This is a genomic window from Lentimicrobium saccharophilum, assembly GCF_001192835.1.
Classification (GTDB): Bacteria; Bacteroidota; Bacteroidia; order Bacteroidales; family Lentimicrobiaceae; genus Lentimicrobium; species Lentimicrobium saccharophilum.
On record NZ_DF968183.1, the window covers coordinates 553,327 to 576,672 of the forward strand.

At 44.2% G+C, this 23,346-nt stretch carries 21 protein-coding genes; 8 read left to right on the top strand and 13 right to left on the bottom strand.

Annotation, left to right across the window (positions count from 1 at the left end):
* Window positions 1–61: 61 nt before the first annotated feature.
* The 7 genes from TBC1_RS14220 to TBC1_RS14255 all read right to left on the bottom strand — a co-directional run bounded on the left by TBC1_RS14220 (window position 62) and on the right by TBC1_RS14255 (window position 4,711).
* A complete protein-coding gene (locus tag TBC1_RS14220; protein WP_062044330.1) occupies window positions 62–427 on the bottom strand; it encodes a hypothetical protein in 366 nt (121 codons plus the stop codon).
* An 11-nt stretch (window positions 428–438) separates the two neighbouring features.
* Window positions 439–711: a hypothetical protein gene (locus TBC1_RS14225; RefSeq protein WP_062044332.1), complete on the bottom strand. Its 273-nt coding sequence runs from the start codon at window positions 709–711 to the stop codon at window positions 439–441.
* Window positions 689–994, bottom strand: a complete 306-nt coding sequence (locus TBC1_RS14230) for a hypothetical protein (protein ID WP_062044335.1) — start codon at window positions 992–994, stop codon at window positions 689–691. Before TBC1_RS14230 ends, TBC1_RS14225 begins: the two co-directional genes overlap by 23 nt.
* A 202-nt stretch (window positions 995–1,196) precedes the next feature.
* A complete protein-coding gene (locus tag TBC1_RS14235; RefSeq protein WP_137305746.1) occupies window positions 1,197–1,757 on the bottom strand; it encodes a hypothetical protein in 561 nt (186 codons plus the stop codon).
* A 628-nt stretch (window positions 1,758–2,385) separates the two neighbouring features.
* On the bottom strand, window positions 2,386–2,667 hold the full coding sequence (locus tag TBC1_RS14245) for a MerR family transcriptional regulator (RefSeq protein WP_062044344.1): 282 nt from the start codon (window positions 2,665–2,667) through the stop codon (window positions 2,386–2,388).
* A gap of 81 nt (window positions 2,668–2,748) precedes the next feature.
* Window positions 2,749–3,390: a hypothetical protein gene (locus tag TBC1_RS14250; RefSeq protein WP_062044347.1), complete on the bottom strand. Its 642-nt coding sequence runs from the start codon at window positions 3,388–3,390 to the stop codon at window positions 2,749–2,751.
* A gap of 4 nt (window positions 3,391–3,394) precedes the next feature.
* Window positions 3,395–4,711, bottom strand: a complete 1,317-nt coding sequence (locus TBC1_RS14255; protein WP_062044350.1) for a phage integrase SAM-like domain-containing protein — start codon at window positions 4,709–4,711, stop codon at window positions 3,395–3,397.
* Window positions 4,712–5,044: 333 nt separating this feature from the next.
* Between TBC1_RS14255 and TBC1_RS14260 the strand changes: the two genes are divergently transcribed.
* A complete protein-coding gene (locus TBC1_RS14260; RefSeq protein WP_062044354.1) occupies window positions 5,045–7,657 on the top strand; it encodes an AAA family ATPase in 2,613 nt (870 codons plus the stop codon).
* A 70-nt stretch (window positions 7,658–7,727) separates the two neighbouring features.
* On the opposite strand, the gene TBC1_RS14265 is transcribed toward TBC1_RS14260, so the two are convergent.
* Window positions 7,728–9,371, bottom strand: coding sequence for a S8 family peptidase (locus TBC1_RS14265; protein WP_062044357.1), 1,644 nt, complete (start codon window positions 9,369–9,371; stop codon window positions 7,728–7,730).
* A 624-nt stretch (window positions 9,372–9,995) separates the two neighbouring features.
* On the opposite strand from TBC1_RS14265, the gene TBC1_RS14275 reads away from it, so the two are divergent.
* The 6 genes from TBC1_RS14275 to TBC1_RS14300 all read left to right on the top strand — a co-directional run bounded on the left by TBC1_RS14275 (window position 9,996) and on the right by TBC1_RS14300 (window position 15,858).
* On the top strand, window positions 9,996–11,591 hold the full coding sequence (locus TBC1_RS14275) for a tetrathionate reductase family octaheme c-type cytochrome (protein ID WP_062044362.1): 1,596 nt from the start codon (window positions 9,996–9,998) through the stop codon (window positions 11,589–11,591).
* An 11-nt stretch (window positions 11,592–11,602) separates the two neighbouring features.
* Window positions 11,603–12,286 carry a cytochrome b/b6 domain-containing protein gene (locus tag TBC1_RS14280; RefSeq protein WP_062044365.1) on the top strand — a complete coding sequence of 228 codons (684 nt, stop codon included), beginning with the start codon at window positions 11,603–11,605 and terminating at the stop codon, window positions 12,284–12,286.
* Window positions 12,287–12,293: 7 nt separating this feature from the next.
* Entirely contained in the window at window positions 12,294–13,379 is a 1,086-nt protein-coding gene (locus TBC1_RS14285; protein ID WP_172668912.1) for a rhodanese-like domain-containing protein, read from the top strand.
* An 11-nt stretch (window positions 13,380–13,390) separates the two neighbouring features.
* Entirely contained in the window at window positions 13,391–13,915 is a 525-nt protein-coding gene (locus TBC1_RS14290) for a YeeE/YedE thiosulfate transporter family protein (protein WP_062045596.1), read from the top strand.
* A gap of 12 nt (window positions 13,916–13,927) precedes the next feature.
* Entirely contained in the window at window positions 13,928–15,160 is a 1,233-nt protein-coding gene (locus TBC1_RS17545; protein WP_082189644.1) for a YeeE/YedE thiosulfate transporter family protein, read from the top strand.
* Between the two features lie 80 nt (window positions 15,161–15,240).
* The gene (locus TBC1_RS14300) at window positions 15,241–15,858 is read left to right on the top strand and encodes a hypothetical protein (RefSeq protein ID WP_137305748.1); all 618 of its coding nucleotides are present in this window, start codon (window positions 15,241–15,243) and stop codon (window positions 15,856–15,858) included.
* Window positions 15,859–15,911: 53 nt separating this feature from the next.
* Here the strand turns inward: TBC1_RS14300 and TBC1_RS14305 are convergent, their stop codons facing one another.
* Entirely contained in the window at window positions 15,912–16,109 is a 198-nt protein-coding gene (locus tag TBC1_RS14305; protein WP_137305750.1) for a hypothetical protein, read from the bottom strand.
* Between the two features lie 198 nt (window positions 16,110–16,307).
* Between TBC1_RS14305 and TBC1_RS14310 the strand changes: the two genes are divergently transcribed.
* Window positions 16,308–17,183 (top strand): lysophospholipid acyltransferase family protein, encoded by an 876-nt coding sequence (locus TBC1_RS14310; protein ID WP_062044375.1) that lies wholly within the window; start codon window positions 16,308–16,310, stop codon window positions 17,181–17,183.
* Window positions 17,184–17,194: 11 nt separating this feature from the next.
* Here the strand turns inward: TBC1_RS14310 and TBC1_RS14315 are convergent, their stop codons facing one another.
* From TBC1_RS14315 to TBC1_RS14330, 4 genes are all read right to left on the bottom strand, one after another.
* Window positions 17,195–17,908: a GNAT family N-acetyltransferase gene (locus TBC1_RS14315; RefSeq protein ID WP_062044378.1), complete on the bottom strand. Its 714-nt coding sequence runs from the start codon at window positions 17,906–17,908 to the stop codon at window positions 17,195–17,197.
* 70 nt (window positions 17,909–17,978) lie between these two features.
* Complete coding sequence (locus TBC1_RS14320; protein WP_062044381.1) at window positions 17,979–18,734, bottom strand: LytR/AlgR family response regulator transcription factor; 756 nt, start codon at window positions 18,732–18,734, stop codon at window positions 17,979–17,981.
* 66 nt (window positions 18,735–18,800) lie between these two features.
* Window positions 18,801–22,358, bottom strand: coding sequence for a PAS domain S-box protein (locus TBC1_RS14325; protein ID WP_062044384.1), 3,558 nt, complete (start codon window positions 22,356–22,358; stop codon window positions 18,801–18,803).
* A 162-nt stretch (window positions 22,359–22,520) separates the two neighbouring features.
* A complete protein-coding gene (locus TBC1_RS14330) occupies window positions 22,521–23,345 on the bottom strand; it encodes a class I SAM-dependent methyltransferase (protein ID WP_082189645.1) in 825 nt (274 codons plus the stop codon).
* Window position 23,346 lies beyond the last annotated feature (1 nt).

The window sequence follows — 23,346 nt, forward strand, 5'->3', positions numbered from 1 at the left end:
GCGCTGGACACTACGCCGCATCAAACCGGGGATGATATGGACAAAATCCCCGGGGATATTTTTAAACTCTCGGCCTCAATAAATTGATAACCAATATTTTATGATTTGTTGCCGGGTCTCTGATAATTTCAGAATAATGCCCATTTGCCACATCCATGATTTTTTCGTGGAAGTTTAATTCCGTTGTGATCCCCGGAAACAGGTCAACCTTCAGGTAACTGTCTTCAAGTTTGAAGCCCTTAAGTTGTTTAATCGCTCCCAAAACATATTTAATGTTTTCGGATCGCTTTTCTTTGTCGGAACGCCCTACATTAATCAGGCAATTTTCAATAATTTCATTCATTTGGATTCTGGGCGCTGCTGGGCCTCTGCCAATTCTTACCTGATTTGAAACGTCTGATTCAGGATAGATGTTTTGATTTTCCATTGTTTTGATTTTTAATTGATTAATTCGGCAATATTGCCATTATCTTTAATCGGGTTTCTGGATTCAAACCGCCTTTTTACCTCTTCATCGGACAAAACAGTAATATGAAATACAATGTCCTGTGGCATTACTTCAGCCGGATAAGCCGGATCGCTACATCTTACAGTCCCTTCGTCCTCAATTACAAGCCAAGCCTTTGGTTCTCGCTCCATTTGAATAGCTTGTTTTATTGGTATGCCATCTTCAAAAAGGTGTAATACCTTAATTTTCTGTTGTTTGTTCATGGCTTAAAAGTTTTTCAATTATGAAATTCAACTGTTCATCAGTCATTAAATCGTAATTTGTTGATAATGAAGTGCTTTGCAATTTCGGAACTCCGTATTGCATCAACTTTTCGTAAAATAAAAGCCTGTCTTTCGGCTCCAATGCTTCAAAGTCCTTTTCCATCTGTTCCCAATTATCAGATAAAAAAGCGTTGATTCTTTGCCTTATGGATCCGGTGGCCTTGTTTGGCTTTCCTTTTGGCCTTCCGTTCGGATTATTAGTATTTCCTTTTTGCAGTCCCATTTTTTGTAAAAATTTGTTGTTTTCAAAAAAATTAAATTTCCCCTTTTATAGTATTTTTTTAAAATACCTTTATAAAGGATCTTTTTAAAGTATCTTTTTATAGATGTACATGTCATTGCACAAATAATGAACAGGTCTGTGTACATAGGTTGTACAATCCCTTATTATAGTTGTACATGTGTTGCACATGTGATGTACATTTTCAAACATTGGCCAATTCATTTTTAAGTTTGGTTTTTGCCTTCATTATGGCATCATTCTGCTGTTGCCTCAACTTCTTTTCAATGTTTGTTTTCCTTTGCTTTTCAACTTCATAAATCAACTTTTCCAAACTGAATTGATTATCGATTGAAACGTAAAAGCCCCGCACCCGGTAACCGTAAATATTCACATTCCAATTTGATCTTAGTTCAAACTTAATTTTGTCTAATTTCCTTCGGGTTGTGTATCCTGCCAGCGGTTCGGGTAATGCTTCAGGCATTGACTTAACAGAGGCATAACCGGCCATCCTGGCTATTAAAAACTCGTTGGTGATGTGAACGTATGGTTTTGATCCAATAACCGATTTAAGGGCTAAATAGGCCAGTAATATTGCTATGTCTGCTTCAGTCTTTTCATTCTTATAAAAGTCAAAACAGATATCTTTGTTAATCCCGGTCATCGGGGACTTTGCAGGGGTAGAATTATATAAACTTTTGCCATCTTCAAATGACCGTTTGGCATTACCTAAAGTAATCCCGAAAAATTTTGCGGCATCTTTCATTTTCTGCGCAGGTGTCCCGATTACATATTCCTGCGATTTTGAATAACAGGCATAATTCATTGCATCGTTCATCATGCCTTTAATGTCATCAAACGCCCCCCGGAGTAGGTTAATAGGGAAATTGAAATACTTTTGGTCGGCTGTGTCCATTTGATTAATTCTTAATTAAATGTCTTCTGGTACCAGCCGTAAAACTGTTCAAATGTCCGGGCAACAATGTAAATGCCCCCGGCCTTTTCAATCGCTTGTTGGTACCTTATTTGTGCTTCTGATTGTCGGTCTGATCCAATCTTAACTTCAATTTTCACACTTCGCCCCCGGATCGTTGCCGATATGTCAGCGCTTCCGGGAGTTGAACCGCTGCGGATCCATTCCACGCTCCCGATCTGCCTTTTCTGACCGATTACATTTGTTACAATTTCCCGACGGTCAACCGGTCGGCCAGTGGTGTTAATCCGTTCAGCCTGCCAACCGCTAAACTTTAGAAAATCAATGATGCATCTGGTCAATCCGTTGGCAGTTTTATCATTATAAGGTTTAACAGGCAGGGTTAAATTTTCCGGGTAGCTTGTATGTTTCCGCTTCATTTCAGCGGCTGCCATTTGCCGGAGAATCTGAATTGCCGCAGTCATCGTTTTGGCTTGTTTATATTGGCCATTGCAGCCCGGACGGCATCGGGATCAAACAAAAGGGTTCTGCCATCCTGCCAATAAGGAAACGCCCCTTCATTTTTGAGCTTTTGCGCTCTTGCCGGTGATACTTTCAGAAATGCAGCAAGTTCATGTATTCCTTTAATGAACGGCTGCGGTGTGGCTTCCCGGATATCCTGCGGCATAGCTGCCCGGACTGCATCGTTAATGATCCGGGTTAACTCGTCCCGTCCTAACTGTATAATAACTCCTGATTCCATGTCTTTGGGTTTAAGAACATGGCAAAGATAATGCCCTGAAACTGAATCTAATGTGAATGAATTAACCTATTTTTAAGGCAATTAATTCCGGTTCGGTTCTTTTACTTTCCTGATTGCATCGGGTTCAATATGCCCCCACCCTGCACTATAAAAACATTCAGATAGAAACCTTGCATAGTCTTCAATATCAATATGGTTCAATATTTCTATTATCATTTTATTACGTTCCTGAATTTCCCAATCCTTTTTCCTGCCTGCTTTACTCATGGCAATAAGGTAAATATTTGCATCTGATATTTGTTTATAGTATGCCTCCCTTTGTTCTGTATTGGCTAAATTTTCCGGGTATGGAATTATTGCACCCTGCTTTATTAACGTATCAATATAAGCAGATATCATTCTTTGAGCATGAAGACTATCTAACTGAAGTAATGGTATTCTCATGCCTACGGCATCATGCCAATACTTAACCGTTCCTTTCAGGTAATCATGTTCATACTTTGTAAACGGCTTTAAATAGGCTCTGTGATTGTCATAGAACAATATCAATTTACATATTCCTTCCATATATTCGTCAATACGTCCTTTCGATCGCTTCGCCTGATCCTTCACTTGCTGAATGTACATTCTACCGTTAGTGAGGTAATCAATTACAACTTGTTCACTCCATTGGCCTTCAATATCCGGGTGAACATCTTTTAATCTGATCCATTTCCATTCCATAGCTTTACAATTTACTTATTGCATCCTGCTGTAATTCCTTACTTACATCGTAATACCGGGTAAATGCTCTGCTGCCTGCTACGTGTCCGCTCATGCTGCTGATAATGCCGTTATCGACTTTGCCGTATAAGTTCCCCACAAATGCCCGTCTTGCCATGTGGCTGCTTACAATGTCGCAGATAGGCACCTGTTCCGGTTCCCCGGTGGTCGGATTCAATCGGGTAACAATTCGGTTTATCCCTACATTCCTGAATAATTCTTTCAGATAATCGTTGTATCGCTGATCTGTAATGAAAGGCAATAAACGCCCGTCTGGCAGGTCGTAACGGCTCAATATTTCCAATGCTTTAGGGTGCAATGGAACGGAAACATTTACCGGCTTTCCGTCCTTTGTTTTTCGGGGTATGTAAGTTATGGTATTATTTTGAACATTCGCCTTTGTAAGCTTGCATAAATCACCCACACGGGCACCAATAAGGCATTGAAGTACAAAGATATCCCGCACACGTTGCAGCCGTTCTGAAGGCAATTCAGCACGATATAGAATGTCCCTTTCTTCTGAAGTGATGTAAATAGGTGAACCGTAATTTTCGCCGGGCGCCTGATAGCCATCGGGCCCAAATGGATAATGTAAATTGATACCTTTCGTTTTCAGTTCCTTCCGGGCAAAGTTCCAAAAAGTACGGGTTAACGCCATCAGTACATGAATTGTATTTTTGCTTTTCGGTGAAAATACCAATTCTTTAGAGTTCTTTGCCTTCGGTCTGGTGCTTTCATTCTGCAAATACCTTTCAAAGTCCCTCAAAAGGTCAACGGTAATACTTTCAAAAGTGATTTTCAGGCCCCTGGCTGCCTCATATCTCAACCAATGGTTTATTGTACTGCTAATATGCTTCTTGCGCCCCGCAGACAGATTACAAACATTGTGGTAATGGTAAAACATACTAAAAAATCCCGTGTTATCTGCTTCAGGTTCCGGGGTAACTGCCTTTTTACATACATCGTCCAGCAATGCAATTACCTGCGGTTTGGTGGCTGCGTTCGTCTTTTGAAAGAACAATTCTAATGCTGCCTTGATCGCTTTCAGCCTGTCATTAATGGTACTGTATTGAACCGGTCGTTTGGCCTCATTCCCGGTGCAATTCTTTTTAGCCCTTTGTTCTTTAGTGTCAAATTTATCAGCATCCAAACGATATCCAGTAAAGTAAAAAAGTCTGGTTCCCGCAAAACGGATATCAGCAAACAAAGGAACATTTTCAGTGATTAATTTTCCGGCTTTGTCTTTTCGTCTTTCCGGTGCTATCTTTACACTGTGTTTCATAACTGTATGTATAAATGATTACCTACATACAAAAATACATACAGATTTATTAATAACCTACAAAAACATAAAAAAATGTATTATCTTTACAGTATTATTTATCAACACTTTTGCAGTTCAATAGACAGTCTGAAATAATCAATAAAAACAAGCTTTGTAATCCCGCCCGGATCACAACCATCTCATTAAAGCACCTGTAAATTTATTTATTTACCGGTGTTTTTTATTTATATAAACTTCCTTCAGCCCGATCCCGTTTAAAAACATTTGTAATTTTACTGTCCTCAATGTTCAAATTATCCGGATCGAAACCGGTGTCAGATTAAAAAAACTATGGATCACGATAATTATAAGTTAAAGGATTTCAGGATATTCAACATCAACGATTCATCAAACTGCCCTGAGCGCAGGTTCAGAAGTGTCTTTGACATTTCGGAGCTATCTGCTGTTACAGCCGAAATTTCATTCTATAACAAGAAATTTGATGAAGAATCATGGGAATCTGAGCTGGAACTTTTCTGCTGGAGAAATCCCTACGATCAGGACAGGGAGATCATAGAATCGACCAACATTACCCTCGGGGCAGACAAAGCGGAAAACATCATTAGTTGTGTGTATACCCTTGAACCCATTGATGAGGAAGACTGGATTCCCGGAAGCTATATCATCGAAGCATGGATTGACAATGTTAAAATCGCGGATACTACATTTTACTTAGAGGATACCGGGTCTTTGGAGAAGGACGCAAATCCCTGCTTTGATATCTTCGGGCTGAAATTGTTTGAAGACAGCGACAAACCAGAACCAAAGCGATACGAAAGATCCTATTACAGGCAGTTTCAGCGCATGGCAACCCGGTTTATATGGGCAGAACTCGAAATACGGAATAAGCTGCCTCACAAAACCTGGAAAGCGGAATTCTTTTTCAATTTTTACAACGACATGCGTCAACTGGTGCACCATGTAGTTGCTGTTACCGATGTTAAACCCAACCACCCGAATCATGAATTTTTTATAGAAGCCGGTTGCGGAGATCCGGTTAATGTCAACTGGGAAGAAGGAAACTACACGGTTGAAGTTATTTTTATGGGCAGGATGGTGGCGATTGCCAACTTCAAAGTTGCTGATTCGGTAGACAAGGAGAAACTCGCATATACAATAACCTGGGGAGAAAGCCCTCTATCAGTGGAAACTTCCGGTGTAGAATTGATGAATGAAGATGAAATCTTCAGGGAGTTGGACAACCTGGTCGGACTTGAGGGCATCAAACAGCGGCTTCACGACTATGCCGACTACATCAGGTATCTGAAACTGCGCGACACCATGGGCATTGAACCCATGAAATCCATTAACCTGCACGCGGTTTTTACCGGCAACCCGGGAACCGGAAAAACGACCATTGCCAGGATGCTGGGAAAAATATACAAGCATCTGGGTTTACTCTCCAAAGACACCGTTTACGAGGCCAGCAGGGCCAACCTGGTTGGAAGGTACATCGGGGAAACCGCTCCGATAACCCGCGAAGTGATTGAAAAAGCCAGGGGAGGCATCCTGCTGATCGATGAAGCTTATTCACTGGCCGTAAAATCAGATGACAACAAGGATTACGGCCGGGAAGTGATTGAAACCCTGCTCACCGAAATGTCGGACGGACCGGGAGATATCGCTGTCATTGTGTGCGGTTATCCGAAAGAGATGGAAGGATTTCTCAATTTTAACCCCGGACTGCCCTCCCGTTTCAAATACATTTATGAGTTTCCTGATTACACGCCCGAAGAACTTATGGAAATTGCCCGCAGAACAGCGGTTCAAAAGAAACTGAATTTTTCGGAAGAGGTTTCTGATATGATGTATAAATACCTGGAAGAACAGTACAGAGGCCGTACACGCGCATTCGGCAATGCCAGGGTAGTAAAATCAATGCTCGAAGAAGCGCAGTTAAACCTCGGCATCAGGGTCATCAAAGCCCGAAGGGAAAACCTTTCGAAGGAAGACCTTTGCACCATCCTCCCGTGTGATATTGAAGGCCTGTTCAGAAAAAAAGGCAGCAAAAGCGTACAGATGAAAACCGATGAGGTGCTGCTTGAAAATATGCTGAATGAGCTTAAGGATATGACAGGCCTGGAAAGTGTCAAAACCGAGATCAGCGAACTTGCCAAACTGGCAAAGTATTATCGTGAAATGGACATGGACCTGGTGAGTGCATTTTCGCTTAACAATATTTTTACGGGAAATCCGGGTACAGGTAAAACGACCGTGGCACGCATTATGGCCAAAATATATAAAGCACTCGGCCTGCTGGAGCGCGGACACCTGGTTGAATGCAGCCGTGAAGACCTGGTTGGCGCCGTAGTCGGTGAAACCGCTCCGAAAACCCTGGCAAAGATAGAAGCAGCCATAGGAGGTGTTTTGTTTATTGACGAAGCTTACTCATTGGTTAACGGAAACGCCAACGATTTCGGACACGAAGCGGTGGAAGTGATCATTAAACAGATGGAAGACCGCAGGGGTGAGTTTTCGCTGATTGTTGCCGGTTATCCCAAAGAAATGGAGAGTTTCCTGGATTCAAATCCCGGGCTGAGGTCAAGGTTCGATAACCACCTTGTATTTACCGATTATTCAGCCTCAGAACTTATGGAAATCGCCGGCATCATGCTGATGAAGAACAAACTTACGGCGAATACGGAAGCATTGGCACACCTGCAGGCTTATTTCAGCTATCATTCGGCTAACCGCAATCAATATTTCGGAAACGGGCGATTTGTAAGAAAAGTGCTCGAAAAGGCCATCCGTAACCACAATCTCCGGCTCAGTCAGGTGCCAAAAGCGGAACGGCATGAAAATATGATTAAAACACTGACACTGGAGGATGTGCATGAATTTGCCGCCGGTTCGGATACGCTTATAAAACGCGGGATCGGCTTTATGAAAACCAATGCAGGGTAGCACTCTTTCAGAATAAATCCCTGCAACCTTAAATTCCGGAAGCAGGGATTTATTTTGATATAAAATTCCTTTAGTTCACCGGCAGTGCTTTCCCGGCAGCCAGCAAGGCGTTATAAGCATTCACTACTCCTCCGGTTCTGGAGAGGGTGGCAAATTTTACTTTCTTTCTTTTCGGTGACTTTATATCAGGACTGTAAACTTTGGCTTTAGGATATTTCGTACTGCTTTCCAGCAATATATCTTTCAGTTGTAGGGCGGTGAGTTCAGGATAATACGACCATACCAGGGCTGCAACGCCGCTTACAACCGGGCCTGAAAAGCTGGTGCCATCCCCCATTTCATACTTATTCTCCGGGGCAAGCGAGATGATATTCACTCCGGGAGCAAACAAATCCACATTTTCGGCTCCGTAGTTGGAAAATATACCGCAAAACTCTTTGTTCAGGATATTGGAAGTAGCTCCTACCGTGATCCAGTTCGGTACTCTTGAACCATCGGCAAGAATTGCCGACGGATAATGTTCGGTCAGGTCGAGATTATCGGCTTCATTGCCCGCCGAATGAATCATTAATACATTATGATCTCCCGCATAACGGACCGCATCATCAAGGATGCCCCGCGTAATGGAAAAATACTTGCCAAAACTCATATTGATGATATCGGCGCCATTGTCAACCGCATACCGGATGGCCAATGCCACATCTTTATCCCTTTCATCCCCGTCGGGTACAACCCTGAGCGTCATAATTTCCACATAATCAGCGACCCCGTCAGTACCCGCTCCGTTGCCTCTTGCGGCAGCAATCACTCCGGCCACAAAAGTGCCATGAAATGAACGCGGCCCCTTAACATCATTATTGCCATAATGAGTATCGCCGGGATCTTCCGGATCATCTTCCACCTGCGCCCTGGGATTAAAATCAAGGTTCAGATAGTAATTTAGAAAATCATTGCTGCGCTTTTGCATATCAGCAAGATCCCTCCTGGTAAATCCTTTATTGTAAAGATCCAGCAAGGCTTCCTTTGCCGAGCTTACCATTTCAGACTTTGTTTTTACCGATTTCACGTCTTCAACAGTAATCTCCTGCTTACGCAGATACTTCCTCAGCACCTCCTCAAAATGGTTAACATACTCTTCAAAATTATCAAGGTCCTTCTTACGTTGCGTATACTTCCTGAGCTCCTCCTCGTATTTCGTTTTACTTCTCAAATACACTGCGAAAAGCCGCTTTTCTTCGGCCGACAGTCCATTTTCATCCTTTACCCCGCTGAACCGTGGATTAAGCTTCTTGAAAATCCTGACAAATTCCATGTTTTCATAAAGCAGATGCTCCCCTTTGCTGTTGCCGATAAAATTCCATCCATGAATATCATCCACATAACCATTATTATCGTCATCCAGACCATTCCCTGCAATTTCCTTTTTATTCGTCCATATTTTCCCCTGAAGCTCAGGGTGATAGATATCTACCCCTCCGTCAATTACGGCCACAACCACTTTTTTTCGCGGGGATTTGTCTTTCAGAAGTTCAAGATAAGCCTGATCAGTGGCTGCACCCTGAACTTTATCAACCACAGGGCTGCGATTGTACCAGTTCAGATATTTAACATCAAGCGAATCAATGGTTGTTACGCCCCTCGACTGTGAATAAACCGGAATCATGCCTATTGACAGGAACAGCAACAGGATACTGGATTTAGAAAATCTGATCATAATTTGAAGTCTTTAATAATTAAATATAATTTGATAATCAATCACTTACATAAGAACACCCTACTGACCCTAATTGCAATTACTACTGATCTCACATAACCATTAACCATCGGAACTGCAAGGCAGGTTAACCATGACATTGCCAAATCGCAACAATGAACAAATCAACCATTGTTGCGGCAAATATAAAATATTGTATAATATTTCCCTGCAATCCGTCATTAAGTTTTCAGTAGAAATCTTCTCAAAGCAGCATGCAACAGAACAAGCTTATTTTCAGTTTAAGACGTTGATTTGCGCAGGTCATTTCCTTTTCTTAAAATTCATCATCACAGAGACGATGAACGGCCTTGGCGGGTTTTCACGCGGATCTCATTTACCAGATAACTTTGCGCTGATTTTCAAATCAATAAAACAATGTATATAAGTCAATGAATCAATAGTTTAGAACGCTATTTAGAAATTGCTCTAAATTGCCTCAGGTTGAACAGGATACATTTATTTTATTCTATATTTGCCATAGAAATATTAATATTTCTAATTATCCCGGATATTACCGACGAATAAATTTCTTTATGAAACTGACCATACTCCCGATAACGGAAGTTTAATAACAGCAAGGCAATGAAAAGCTACACCAAACCGATTACATTTTTTCTGGCCATTGTGGCGCCACTACTGATCGTAACACTGGTGCTCAGGAAACCGGAGCCTGACCATGAACTGCTGAATACACTCAGGGCTAAATATGCGGTCAAACGGAAACCTGGTGTGGATCACAGCAAGTTTGAAATTCTGCAGAAAAATTTTACTAACCCGCATGAAATTACGGCAGCCTGCCTCTCCTGCCACACTGAGCGTGGTGAAGAGCTGATGAACAGCGCCCACTTCACCTGGGAACGCGAAGCCTTTATTCCCGGCAGGGGTGTAACATATCTTGGCAAGAAGAACCTGGTAAATAACTTCTGCACCGGCGTGCAGTCGAACGAAGGCAGTTGCATGAAGTGTCATGCCGGTTATGGATGGAATGACAAATCCTTTGATTTTTCAAATCCCTACAACATTGACTGTGTTGTTTGTCATGACAATACAGGAACCTATGAAAAAGCCAGCGGAGCAGCGGGATATCCCAAAATGGGGCCCGAAGGTCCGGACTTTAAAGCCATAGTCGCAAGCGTAGGTCAACCGAAAAGTGCGGGCTGCGGCACCTGTCACTTTGGTGGCGGCGGCGGCAACAATGTCAAACACGGTGATCTTGAGCTTGGCTTACTTACCGGAGGTCGTGATGTGGACGTACATATGGCTGTTGACGGACTAAACATGAATTGCGTGGACTGCCATACGGCCGAGAATCATAAAATAAAAGGAAGATATTATGCAGTATCCTCTTCGAACACCCAGCGCCTGAATTGCGAGGATTGCCATACGGAAACGCCTCATCAGCAAAATATCCTGAATGAACATTCAATCAAAGTAGCCTGCCAAACCTGCCACATTCCGGTTTATGCCAAAGTAAATGCCACCAAAATGTACTGGGATTGGGCCACGGCAACCAGAAAAAAAGATGGTAAAGAGTACGAAGTGCTGGATGAAGACGGCAACATCGTTTATACCTCTATAAAGGGAGACTTCGTTTGGGATAAGATGGTTAAACCGGAATACCTTTGGTTTAACGGAACAGCTGACCATCACCTGTTGACAGACAAGGTTGACACAAGTCAGAATATTTTGAAAATCAATACATTATTTGGAGAATACCGCGATCGCGACAGTAAAATCATCCCCGTAAAAGTTCACCGTGGAAGGCAGCCCTACGATGCGGAAAACCTGACAATTATTCAAGCTAAGCTCTGGGATAAGGATAAAGGCAAGGGAGCCCTTTGGCTGGATCTTGACTGGGAGCGTTCCATTGAAGAAGGCATGGCCTATATCCCCCTGCCATACAGTGGGAAACATTCGTTTATTAAAACCGAGATGTTCATGCCGGTAAACCACATGGTTAGCCCGGCTGCCGAAGCCGTTACCTGCAAGGAATGCCACACCAGAGAGAATGGACGTCTGGCCGGCCTCACCGATTTCTATATGCCTGGCCGCGACCGCAACCGCACCCTTGATCTTGCCGGTCAGCTGTTGTTAATACTTTCATTCCTGGGCATTGTGGTCCACTCAGCGATCAGGGCTCTTTCATCACGCAAACATAATACCATACAAAGCCATTAATACCATCAGCAATGAGCACGAATAACAGAGTTTACGTTTACAAGGGTTTTGAGCGATTCTGGCACTGGAACCAGGCCTTGCTGATCTTTGTCCTGGCATTTACCGGATTCGAGATTCACAGCTCCTACGATTTTTTTGGCTTTGAAACAGCTGTTAAAATCCACAATTACGCAGCATGGGGATTTATCATCCTGATTGTATTCGCCATTTTCTGGCATGTCACAACCGGTGAATGGAAACAGTATATTCCGACTACGAAAAATCTGAAAGCACAGGCGGAATTCTACCTTTTCGGTATTTTCCGCAATGCCCCCCACCCTACCAAAAAGACGCTGATCAGTAAACTGAACCCATTACAGCGGCTGGTCTATCTCGGGCTTAAAGTCCTGTTCATTCCCATTATGGTAATTTCCGGGCTGCTTTTCATGTTCTATCGCTATCCTCAGGGCGACAGTATTGCCATTATCAATATCGACAACCTGGAAATTATCGCGCTGATTCACACTGCAGGCGCGTTTGTGCTGCTGGCTTTTGTGCTGGTGCATCTTTACCTGATTACCACAGGACACACCATCACCTCAAACCTGAAGGCCATGATTACCGGCTGGGAAGAACTGGATGAGGAAGATCAGAAAGATCAGGATCAACCGATCGGGAAGCCGGAAAACGAACATGATGAAAACCCTAAAATCTGACCGGAAGATGAATCTGAAAAATAAAATTATGCTGATCAGCATTTTTCTGACAACACTCTTTCTTAATACAGGGTGCTCCAGGAAAGAACCGGACAAGACCGCTGAACCTGCAGCAACCGTCAATGAATCGCAGGTACTCTATGATTATCTGAAAAAGAAAGGGGACTACATTAACAGTGAAGCAGCCCCGGCCATTATGACTGCCGCTGAACTTTATACGATGCTCAACCGGAACATCCACTTAATTGATCTCCGGGAGGCTGATCAGTTTAATGAGGGACATATTGAAGGGGCCGTGAATGTCAGGCCTGAAAACGTGATCGATTATTTTGAAAACCGTATTGATGCGCCTTATTTTGAACGTGTGGTTTTTTTATGCAACCGGGGGCAGTTATCTGCCTATGTTAACGGGATTATGCGAATTCTTGGCTGCAGCAACACCTATTCGGTGCGTTATGGCATGAGCGGATGGAACACCCGGTTCGCAAAAACAGGCTGGGACCAGGCAACCGCCACCTTTCCCGGCAACCTGACCATGGAAACCCTGAATCAACCAGCCATCAAAGGCGGAATGCCGGAGATCGCTACCGGAGGAATGAACGGATTTCAGATTGCGCGCTTGCGGGCTAAAGCGCTGCTCGATACTGCACAGGCTACATTCCTTATCAATTATTCCGATATTGAGAAAGCGCCTGAAAAATATGACGTTGTGGCCTATGTGCCTGCAGACTGGTTCGGAAACAACATGCATCCGGCCGGGGCATTGAACTTTATCCCCAAAGCCTCCCTCTCTACAGAGGCGGATCTGAAATTTTTATCTCCCGGCAAACCGGTAGCGGTTTATTGTTTCAACGGTCATCACAGCGCACATGCGGTGGCCTGGCTGCGCATGATGGGCTATGAAGCCTATTCGGTGATTTATGGCGCGAATGGTTTTATGTATGATCTGTTTGGCAAAAATGATAAAAACACGCCCCGACAGTGGACTGACATGCAAAAAAATGATTTTCCCTTTAAATCAGGCAATGCCGGTGGCGGAATAAAAGAAGAGAAAAAGGTTGTAGTAAAGCAGACGCAGGGCGGATGCGCTTAATATTCAAAGACATGGAACAAAAACCCAAACCTTATATGAATCCATACCTGGCTGGCTTTCTGCTGGGAATGGTATTGCTGGCATCATTCTTTATCACCGGCCGCGGGCTTGGTGCCAGCGGAGCAGCCAAAAGCGTGGTAATTGAAAGCATTGGACGCGTTTCGCCGGAATATGCCCAGAAGCATCCGTTTTATGCCTCATTTTTTGCGACCGGAGATGGCAGGCCAATGAAAAACTGGTTGGTTTACCTGACCCTGGGCGTGCTCGGAGGTGCTTTTTTCTCGGGATTTATGTCCGGACGTGCAGGTCTTAAGATTGATAAGGGACCAAGGATTTCGAACAGGACACGTCTTATTATGGCTGCGGCCGGAGGATTTCTCTTCGGATTAGGCAGCCAGTTCGGAAGAGGATGTACCAGCGGCGCAGCGCTCAGCGGTATGGCTACACTCTCTTCAGCCGGATTCCTGACGATGATCGCCATCTTCGGTACCGGATATGTCATTGCCTATTTTTTCAGAAAACTTTGGATCAGCTAACAGGGAGGAACTATGGCACCATTGATACCACAGGGATTTATTAATCCGGATCTGAGCTTGTTTTTCGCCTTCGTGATCGGACTTGGCTTTGGTTATGTACTTGAACAGGCGGGCTTTTCCACTTCACGAAAACTGGCCGGTGTTTTTTATGGTTACGATTTTGTCGTACTGAGGGTTTTCTTTACCGCTGCCATTACCGCAGCAATCGGACTCCTGCTGTTTACATACATGGGATGGGTAGACTATGACCTGCTTTATATAAATCCGACATTCCTCTGGTCGGCAATTGTCGGCGGGGTAATTATGGGGTTTGGATTTATCCTGGGAGGTTTCTGCCCCGGCACCAGCATGGTTGCAGCCATTATCGGTAAAATTGACGCCATGTTGTTTATCCTCGGCATGATGGGAGGGATATTCTTCTTCGGCGCTTTTTACAATACTTTTGAGCCGCTTTATAACGGTTCGGCACTGGGCAGTATCTTCGTGTTCGACTCCCTGGGCCTTTCCCGTGATTTATTCCTGTTTTTGCTCGTGGTCATAGCGGTGGCAGCATTTATCATCACACGAAAAATTGAAGACAAAGTAAATGGCATTCAATCAGAAAAAGGGCTGTTCCATTCTTCCTATGCAATTCCCTTTGCATTTATAAGTGGCCTGGCGCTGCTGATCTTAATTCTTCCCGACCAGCCCCACTCAAAATGGTATGAAACTGATCCGCAAAGCCTGCTGGAAGAAACGGTTTCCGGCGACCGCTATATGCAACCCGAAGAACTGGCATACAAAATCCTACACCCCGATGAAAACGACCTTGTTATCGTTGATGTAAGACCGGTTGAAGCTTTCAGGCAATTCAGACTGCCGGGGTCCATCAATATTCCGCTCGAAAATATTCAGAGCCGCGAGAACAGGCGGAGGCTCAAAAACACCGGCAAAGAAATCCTGCTATACAGCCATGGCTCAACGAGCGCCGACCAGGCTTGGATGTTTCTGCGAAGGGCAGGGCTGGAAAACATCCGCGTTCTGAAAGGCGGCCTCAATAATTTCTTTACCGGATTCTTTGCGGAGCAGGAAATTCCCGCCTCAGGCAAATACAGTGAAAAAGAACAATTTGAAAGACGCTTTGTCGAACGGGCTGCAAAAGCATTCAGAGAAGGGGAAGCTTCCCGCAAAACTCCCTCCGCCGCACAACCGGTAAGGACTCTGATAAACATTCAGCCACCCGCAGCGGGCAAAGGTGGCTGCTGATGAGTTACCCGGCGAAGACAATCCGGTCAGCAATAAAAAACATAATTCGTAAAGTCAGAGCACTGCTTAAGAAAAAAATTATGGAAAGAGCAAACGACAAGATGCTGAATTACGCCTTAATGGCATTTTTCGGATTACTGATACTGATCATGGTATTTCAATGGTGGAAAGCGCCTTCCTATACCTTGTCATCCGATGAGGTGCAGCAGGTAATATCGGAAAAAGGGAAAATGATCCTTCCTGAAGAACTGAAATCCATGATGGATGATGGAACGATTAAACAATACACACTGGTGAAACTCGGAGAGAATACTGATAACGGAATCAGTGGATTCGGAAAGACAATCCGCATCCCCCTCGCCGGCCTGCTGGATCATGACAACCTGAAGCTCCTCAAAAATGAGCAAAGTCTCATACTGATCGCTGATTTTGAATCAGAGTCGATGATGGCGATGCATTTACTGACTGCAAAAGGCTTTAAAAACATCCGGGCGGTCTCCAACAATCTGGCATTTTTCAAAAGTTCCATTCAGAATAACTATAAACCGGGGTTTGCAGCATCACACACCGAGAAAGCCCGCTGGGATTATGCCAGGTTTTTCAGAAGTGAATCCACGGGGGGGGTGCCTAAAACCGGAAGTCCGGGCCCGCAAATCCCGGGCGCGCCAAAAGTGATCAAGGCAGGAGGAGGATGCTAGGCCTGCCGATGTGTAAAAGGCCCCTGAGTTTGATTGATGATTGAGTGGCTGAATTACTTTTTTCGCCTCTGATTATATCTTTCGATGATTTCAGCTTCCCGGCTTTTATCAGAAATAAAGATCGTCGTTTTGCCTCCGTCAAGAACTATCGCGTGTTTACCCTTCACTGAACCACAGCTTGCCGCTATCTGAGGGGTGATTGCCTGAATTGTTTTTTGTCTTTGAGCCGACATAGGCCTGTTTTTCTTCATAGTATTTGTATTCTCTGACAAGATACAAACTATTGACAGATAAACAATTATTTAATAATACAAACAAGAGGATTTTACATATTTTTAACACTTTCCCATCCCGTTTGATGCGGACAAAGATTATGTCCCTCAGGTAATAAGAAAAATCATCCGCATTATTTGTACTTTTGACATTCCAATAAATGGTAAACCTGCATAATGGATTTCCTGAATAAGTTTATGGGTACATTGTTGTATGGCCTGCTGAAACTTACTGCTTACCTTCCGCTGAAACTCCTGTACTTAAAAGCTGATGCGATCAGTTTTATTGCTGAAAAGATCATCCGTTACAGGTATCCTGTTATTATTCAAAATCTTTCCCGTGCTTTTCCCGAAAAAAACTACCATGAGATAAAAGAAGTTGCCCATCAGTTCTACAGGCATTTCTTCAGGGTTTTTGCAGAAGTAATCAGGAGTCAGGCAATGAAACCCGAGGAAGCCAGAAAAAGGTACAATCTGACAAACCCTGAACTTATCAGGGAACTGCACCGGAATAAACTGAATATTCTCGTGCTTGGCGGGCACTGGGGCAACTGGGAGTGGCTGATTATGACACCCCTGTTCTTCAGCTTCAGCACTTATACATTATATAAACCACTGAGCAGCAAGACTACAGAGTATCTTATGGCACGGATCCGCAGGCATTTTGGCATGAAGTTATTGCCAATGCAACAAGCCGGCAGATTCATTCTCAGCAAAAAAGATTTCCCGGCACTCTATTTCTTTATCGGGGATCAATCCCCTTCGCATAAGAATCCGGAATACCGCTTTAACTTTCTTAATCAGCCCAGCTTTTTCTTCAACGGGGGAGCCAGGCTTGCCATGGCCACAAAATCAGCAGTGATTTATCAGTCAATCAGCAGAACAAAACCAGGATTCTATGATGTTACATTCCGGCTTGTTTCTCTTCCCGGCGATGGACAGAATGAGCAGGATATCCTCCGGAAATATGTGACATTGCTTGAAGCAGACATTCATAGCAAACCGGCTTATTGGCTATGGTCGCACAAACGATGGAAACACCGGGCAGAATAAATGGGCTGAATTTATGGCTTTGACACCCTGGCCCAGGTAAGCCGGTTTCTGACGATAAAACCAAGACTTCCGAACAACCCTAGCGAAGCGATATTGGTTGGCTCGATATGAGCAAAAACCGGCCTTCCTTTCTGATGTACTTTTCGCGACATTGCACTTACCAGCCTGCGCGCAAACCCTCTTCCCCTGTATGCATCAAGCACATGCAGCATACCTACGGAGCCGTCATCATGGGTCATTATCCATGCAACCGGTGATTGCTGATACCTGATACAGTATCCGCCACCCAGCTCCAGACGTTTTGTCAGATAATCCATGTTAAGAAATTGCTGGTACTTTGAATTGTCATAAACATAACGCAGATCATCGGGCCGGAGCTGATCAATATCTGCAGCCGGTTCCGGAAACACTGACAGATTCAGGAAAAGTCTGTAGCAACTGATGGACCAGGCTACCCTGTAAGTTTTATTGATCCAATCAAAAAGATGACTGTCCGAAACTACGATGAATTGTCTTTGGCCATGTTTACCGAAGAAGTTTTTGATAAATCCGGCATCTGCATTGTGACTGAAATGGCACCATTCTTCATCTGACTGAAAGCGACACATCAGCATGCCGGTCTGTTCCATTACTTCGAGCAAAGGATATTCTTCAGCCAGGCAAAGGATTGAAACATTCTGCTCGGGCTCTTTAAGGAGAAGTTGCCTGTTTTCCTCTGTCAGCATTCCGAAAGCTATTATTGTTGGCAAAATTGTTCATAATCAGCACATTTCCCCCTTCTCCAGACTAAAACAACTAACCTAACCACTCTTTAAATTTGGTGACTTTATCGCGGCTGACAAAAATCTCTTTGTCGGATGAAGGCACGAGTTCGAGCTTCAGCCTGCCTTTGGGATAGATATGTATGTTCTTTACCGAACTTATTTTAACCAGGAACTGGCGGTTGATCCTGAAAAATTCTTTTGGATTTAACATGGTAGTAAGCTCATCAAGGCTGAAATCAACGGGATACTGGTGGTTATCGTTCACAACCATAAAAGTGATGCCGGCTTCAGAATAAAACCATGATATTTCGGAAATGCTGTAACTTTTGATTTTCTGTCCGACGGTAATCGAAAAACGCTCCTTGTAATTTTCCTCACTGCTGCCTGAAAACATCCTGAACAGCGACTCAATGTCAGGTTGGGAATTCGGGCGGCTGAATTCCCTGAATTTATCGAGGCTCCTTGCCAGTTCCTCCTGAACAATAGGTTTAAGCAGATAGTCTATACTGCGGAGCTTAAACGCCCTGATCGCGTATTCATCATAGGCCGTGGTAAAGATGACCGGCGCATCCACTTTTACCTTCTCAAAAATGGCAAAACTCAGGTCATCTTCAAGATGAATATCAAGAAAAATCAGATCGGGCGAAGGATGGTTGCGAAACCATGTAACTGAATCTTCCACCGATTCGAGTTTTGCTATTACTTCAACCGAACTGTCACAATTCCTGATCATACCTTCAAGCCTGCGGGCGGCCAGTTCTTCGTCTTCGATGATTACAACTTTCATAACGGATTCATTTAATGAGTCTGAAAATTTTAACGATGGTTAAATTCTTTGAGCATGATCGATTATTCAGAGTAATGGAATTCTTACCACAAACTTCTTATCTTCCTCACCCGAGAACATCTTCCGCTCGGTAAAGAAAGCATAACGACTTGCAATGTTGTTAAGACCTACTCCGGTTGACTGCACATAAACCTCTCTTACCTGAAGATTATTCTCTACCACAAGGTAATCGCCTTCGCTGTATATGTCTATCAGCAATGGCTGTTTCTTCGAAAAGGTATTGTGCTTGATGGCATTCTCAATCAACAGCTGTAAAGCCAACGGAACCACCTTTTGCTGCAGTTTTTCATCCTCAAGGTTGACATTAACTTTCATCTTGCCTGAAAACCTGATGTCGAGCAAAAATGTATAGGCTTTCAGAAAGTCGAGTTCAGTTTCCAGGGTCACGAGATCTTTATCCTTATTCTCAAGCACATAGCGATATACCATTGACAGACGAAGGGTAAACTGCTCGGCCAGATCAGGCTCAACCTTAATAAGCGATGTAAGCACATTCAGGCTGTTAAACAGAAAGTGCGGGTTTACCTGACTTCTGAGGGTTTCAAACTGCGACTGCAGGTTCTCCTTCTGAAGCCGGAGCAACTCATTTTTACGCGTCTCCAGTTCAAGTGAATAGGACTGAACTTTAATTCTTGACTCGGAATAGCTCTTTTCAAGCACTGTAACATACTTTTCAAGCTCTGCTTCAAGCTTTTTCTGTTCCGTAATATCCTGTACCAGTGAAGCCAGGCCGATAACATTGCCGGATTCATTTTTCAGCGGGGTGTTGTACCAGTTGCAGATGATGGTGTGCCCCTCCTTTGTCAGATTTTCGTTGGTACTTCGTTGTCCGCCCGATTGCTGCAGTATTTCCATCGAAAGCTGCTGTATCTCCTCCATGATATGTTCAGGAACAATCAGGTTAAAGGCATATTCGCCAAGCACTTCCTCTTTTGAATATCCGAAAATCTTTTCTGCGGCAGGATTCCAGTCGGTGACTTCCATCTTTTCATTCCACTCGATATATGCAAGCGGGGTTTCCCTGAAGTGCAGGGTAAGCCGCTCGTTCACCCTTCTCAACTCCTCTTCCGACCGCTTACGTTGCGTAATATCATGGACAATAGCTATAATGAACGGTTTACCTTCCATTTCAAAATAGCTGGCCGATATCTCCACCAGGACAGTCTGACCATCTTTGCCGCGCGACTTGCGCATCGGTACGAAATGAAAGCGGTTGAGCCGGTCGAGAATTTTAATGGTATCGTCAGGTTCGGCGGCAAGCTGATCGATGTGCATCTGCAACAACTCTTCGGTTGAATAACCATAAATACGGACTGCTGACTGGTTTACGTCAACGATCTTGCCGTTTTCCTTATCAATCAGAAAAATGGCATCTCCCGCTGTATTAAAGATACTCCGGTACCTGGCTTCACTTTCACGGAGCAATTCTTCCGCTTTCCGCCGGTCGCTGATATCCATATGCGAACCGGCCATGCGGTAAGCCTTGCCATTGTCGTCACGCAGACAAACGCCCCTGGCCAGAATCCAGCGATATTCTCCGGAACTGTGCAACAGACGGTATTCAGGATTATATACCGGTACTTTGCCTTCGATAAAATCCCTGTTGGCTTTCAGCACCCTGTCCCTGTCATCCGGATGAATGCGGTTTTCCCATTCTGAAAGTTCATTATGCATTTCATCCGGTTCAAGGCCCAGAATGGCTTTGTAATGATTCGAGAAATAAACCTTGCCTGATTCCAGATTCCAATCGAAGATTCCTTCATTTACCCCTTCAACGGCAAGTGCAAAGCGTTGTTCACTTTCAATCAGCGCCTGCTGGGCTGCTTTGCGTTCGGTAATATCACGGATATAGGTCTGTGTGGCAATTCTGCCATTGTATGTGATGATGCCGTTGTTAAACTCTACCGGTTTAAGCGTTCCGTCCTTCTGAACCAGCACTGACTCATAAATCGGCGGAACCGCCTCTCCCTGCTGTCTTCGCCGGTAAATATCGATAATCTTCTTCCGCTCATTTTCCGCAATATACTTAACAAATGGCGTATTTAATATTTCAGCTACCTCATACCCAAGGATATTGGCCATCATCTGGTTAATAAACTTCACTTCCCCATCCTGAAGTATCACTATGCCATCGTTGGCCCTTTCGATCAGTGAACGGTATTTTTCTTCACTCTCGCGCAATTGTCTTGCAGCTTCCACCTGGCTTGAAACATCGCGCATGATAACATACGATGCCGGGCGGCCTTCATATTCGATGGTACTGCTGTTGAATTCAAGATTGACCCTCCGACCCGATTTCGAAATTCCGATGGTAGAATAAATCGATGGTACCTTTTCACCTGCCATCCTTCGCATATGAAGTTTTGTGAGGGCTTCCTGCTCCTCGGGCGCAATCAGCTCAGAGAAGTTTTTCCCGATCAGCTCCTGCGCAGTGTATTCGGTAATTTCACAAAAGGCCGGATTTACATATTTAAAAACACCATCCTGAGTGATGAATATGCCGTCTTTTGCCTGACTGACCAGGTTACGGTATTTTTCTTCAGAATCACGCAATGCCATTTCAGCCTTACGCCGTGCACTGATATTTCTGGAAACGCCGAGCATCTCAATAAGTTCTCCGTTTTCGTCGGTTATTAAGGTTGCGGCAACTTCAATCCAAACAGTAGATCCATCGCGACATGTCTGCTCTAATTCTCCGACAGAAAATGAAATATCATCATTGCCTTGCCTGAAGTCACTGATAACCTTATCGAGCAACCTGTTTACCTTTACGGCACTTTCTCCGGTAAATGAATCTTCCAGCCGCATCCGCATTACCTCTTCGGCCGTAAAGCCCCGCAGCTTTTCAACGGAGGGGCTTATCCAGGTAAACTTCCGCCGCCGGAGGTCAAGGGTCCATACGACATCCTGCATGTTTTCTGTCAGAATCCGGTATCTGTTGTCGCTGATTCTGAGGGCGGTAGAGCAGGCATAGTTTGCAGCTGCACCACGGTTGTTCACAAACGCGATCACCACACCGGCGGCCAATGCGCCGATCAGATAGATACCCGATCCCAGAAGAACCGGATAGGCAGGGAGACTGTCTCCGAGCAGCCACAAGCCGGATACATAGATCAGAAGAAACAAAATTGCGTGCAGAATCAGTCTAAGATACCTGAAGGGCACAAATGACAACCAGACAATCACCACCAGGGCTATACCGCCCCACATATACGAATCGAAACCTCCGGTGAGTGATGAGATAAGCGTTGCACTCAGCGCCCATATGTAAAAGGATGAATAGGTCAGCCACTTAACCTTATGAAGATAGGGAGTATAAATTGCAAAAAACAGGTTAAAGATTAGCAGCAGGGCTGTGCCAGTCCTTACCAGAAACAGGGCATCACCTGCCGGTGCTTTGTTAATATGGTCGAGCAATACCCCCAATGCCAGCACAAAAATGGCGGCTATCGTGATGGTAATCAGCACACTTCTGATCCCGAGCTCACGAAACCTGATGAAATCCCTGTCCTCGTTGATGGCTTCCAGGTCACGGATTATCTTCAGAATGGGATTCAGGATCATAATAAGCGTAGTTTAAAATAAAATCAAATATCGTAAAACATTTTAAACCATCTGACCACCCGGAATGGATTCACAAAACATTTGTCAGATTTCAGTTGAGGAAACGGCGGGAATTAAAATTCGCATATCCGGCATAGAATTAGTATTCAATTGATTTAAAGATCAATGCATCTTGTCTGCAAGCGGCTTTATCTCTGATTTACTGATCTGACCGGGTTTTCTGAAAGTAAGACAATAGAGCATGGAATCAAAGAAATAACTGACCTCTATGTTCCGCATCCCGTTAGGTAAAAGTTTAACCGGGGCCGACTGCTCTTCATCAGTCCGGGCAACGGATGCCGGCGAAAACGGGTTTTTATGATAAACCTTTCCCTGTGAGACTTCATTATCATCAACAATCATCACCTGACCGCCCGGCTTTGCTACCCTGATCATTTCATGGATTGCCCGCTGGCTGTCGTTGAACAGACTGATGCCCCCCACATGGAATACCACATCGAATGAATGCTCGGCAAATGGAAGATGTTCCGCTTCGCCCTGATAGAGGCCTGCCTGTATACCCCATTTCCGCAAATGCCTTTTAGCCATGGTCAGCATCCCGAATGAAATATCAAGACCTGAGTAAGAGGCATTCCGCGGAAGATAAAGCAGATTATCTGCTGAACCCACGGCAACTTCAAGCACTTTATCACCGGGCTTTACCTGAAGCTGCTCCAGGTACTTCATTTTTATCTTCTTATCAGAACTGCCCTTCAGCCAACTGTAAAATACTGATGAAACACGGTAAAACCTGCTGATACGGTCGTAAAAACGCGAGTATTTAAGGTTGTTCCCGCTCATCTGCTCCTCGGGAAGAAATACGGGAATCCCGTTATTGATATAATACTTTTCATCATTAACGGGATTAAACCAATATCCCCTTCCAAGGCTGAGCGGATAGTGATTGAAAGGATCAACCAGTTCGGGCGGGTTTACAGGCTCCATCATA